Annotated in this window: 1 protein-coding gene; it reads left to right on the top strand. The window is 49.2% G+C overall.

The annotated features are described in order from the left end of the window. Positions 1-174: 174 nt before the first annotated feature. Positions 175-1,659, top strand: coding sequence for a lysine--tRNA ligase (gene lysS / locus I656_RS01230; RefSeq protein ID WP_020756696.1), 1,485 nt, complete (start codon positions 175-177; stop codon positions 1,657-1,659). The last annotated feature ends 248 nt before the right edge of the window (positions 1,660-1,907 follow it).

Here is a 1,907-nt window from a genome sequence, read left to right as displayed (position 1 = left end):
TGTGTGTGGCTTACCGTTCGGCGAACACGCACAAGTCGCTTGAAGCCTCCACCTCTAAGCGAAGCGTAGGTGTGGGTAGTTCACACAACGGAGATGACGTTCATGCAGCGGAGGACTGCCAGCGAGCGCTGGCAGTATTTTTCGTAAAAAATCGCTAAATGGAGTGAATGAGGTATGAGTCATGAAGAATTGAACGACCAACTGCGCGTCCGCAGGGAAAAGCTGAAAAAAATTGAGGAATTGGGTGTCGACCCGTTTGGCAAACGGTTCGAGCGCACTCATAAAGCGCAAGAACTGTTCGAACTGTACGGCGATTTGTCGAAAGAGGAACTTGAAGAAAAGCAAATTGAAGTCGCCGTCGCCGGCCGCATCATGACAAAGCGCGGCAAAGGAAAAGCCGGGTTCGCCCATATCCAGGATGTCACCGGGCAGATTCAAATTTACGTCCGTCAAGACGATGTTGGCGAACAGCAGTACGAACTGTTTAAAATCTCTGACCTTGGCGATATCGTCGGCGTGCGCGGCACAATGTTTAAAACAAAAGTTGGTGAACTTTCCATCAAAGTGTCGTCGTACGAATTTTTGACGAAAGCGCTGCGTCCGCTGCCGGAAAAATACCATGGTTTGAAAGACATAGAGCAACGCTATCGCCAGCGTTATCTCGATTTAATTATGAATCCGGAGAGCAAAAAGACGTTCATCACCCGCAGTTTCATCATCCAATCGATGCGGCGGTATCTCGACAGCCGTGGCTATTTGGAAGTTGAAACGCCGATGATGCACGCCGTTGCTGGCGGCGCTGCGGCGCGCCCGTTCATTACGCATCATAACGCATTGGATATGCCCCTTTATATGCGAATCGCCATCGAGCTCCATTTAAAACGGCTCATCGTCGGTGGTTTGGAAAAAGTGTATGAAATCGGCCGCGTTTTCCGGAACGAAGGCATTTCCACCCGCCATAATCCGGAGTTTACGATGCTCGAATTGTACGAGGCGTACGCCGATTTCCGTGACATCATGGAACTAACGGAAAACTTGATCGCCCACATTGCCACTGAAGTGCTTGGAACGACGAAAATTCAATACGGCGAGCATGTCGTCGACTTAACGCCCGAGTGGCGGCGCCTGCATATGGTCGATGCGATCAAGGAATATGTTGGCGTCGACTTCTGGCGGCAGATGAGCGACGAAGAGGCGCGGGAGCTGGCGAAAGAACATGGAGTGGAAGTTGCTCCACATATGACGTTTGGCCATATTGTCAACGAATTTTTTGAACAAAAAGTCGAGTCTCACCTCATTCAGCCGACGTTCATTTATGGCCATCCGGTTGAAATTTCACCGTTGGCCAAGAAAAATCCGGACGACCCGCGTTTTACCGACCGATTTGAGCTGTTTATCGTCGGGCGTGAACATGCCAACGCCTTTACCGAATTGAATGATCCGATCGATCAGCGCCAACGCTTTGAGGCGCAGCTGAAAGAGCGTGAACAAGGAAACGATGAAGCACATGAAATGGACGAAGACTTCCTTGAAGCGCTCGAGTACGGCATGCCGCCAACAGGCGGGCTTGGCATCGGCGTCGACCGTCTGGTCATGCTGCTGACGAACTCGCCGTCGATCCGCGACGTGTTGCTTTTCCCGCAAATGCGTCATAAATAAATTTGATCGCTCCCTGCAAAGACAAGCAGCAGGGGGCTTTTCATTTATGTAAAAATAGTCGTCGTTGTTTTGTTGAAAAACAAACACAGGAAGTCGAGTTGACAAACCACTCCCAACGTGTTATATTATGATAGCACGTTGAAATGACAGCACTAATCAAAAACAAGGACCTATTGACAAATAAATAAATTTAATTATAATATGACTTGTCTGTTGATTGTCTAGTGATGATAGCGGAGGGGAAACAC

The sequence above is a fragment of the Geobacillus sp. WSUCF1 genome (assembly GCF_000422025.1).
Taxonomy (GTDB): Bacteria; Bacillota; Bacilli; order Bacillales; family Anoxybacillaceae; genus Geobacillus; species Geobacillus zalihae.
The sequence above is the reverse complement of the archived record's forward strand: the minus strand, read 5'-3'. Positions and strand labels throughout refer to the sequence as shown.

Excerpts from the sequence above, each read along its gene's own strand:
- lysS (WP_020756696.1), top strand. The coding sequence starts at position 175 with ATGAGTCATGAAGAATTGAACGACCAACTGCGCGTCCGCAGGGAAAAG.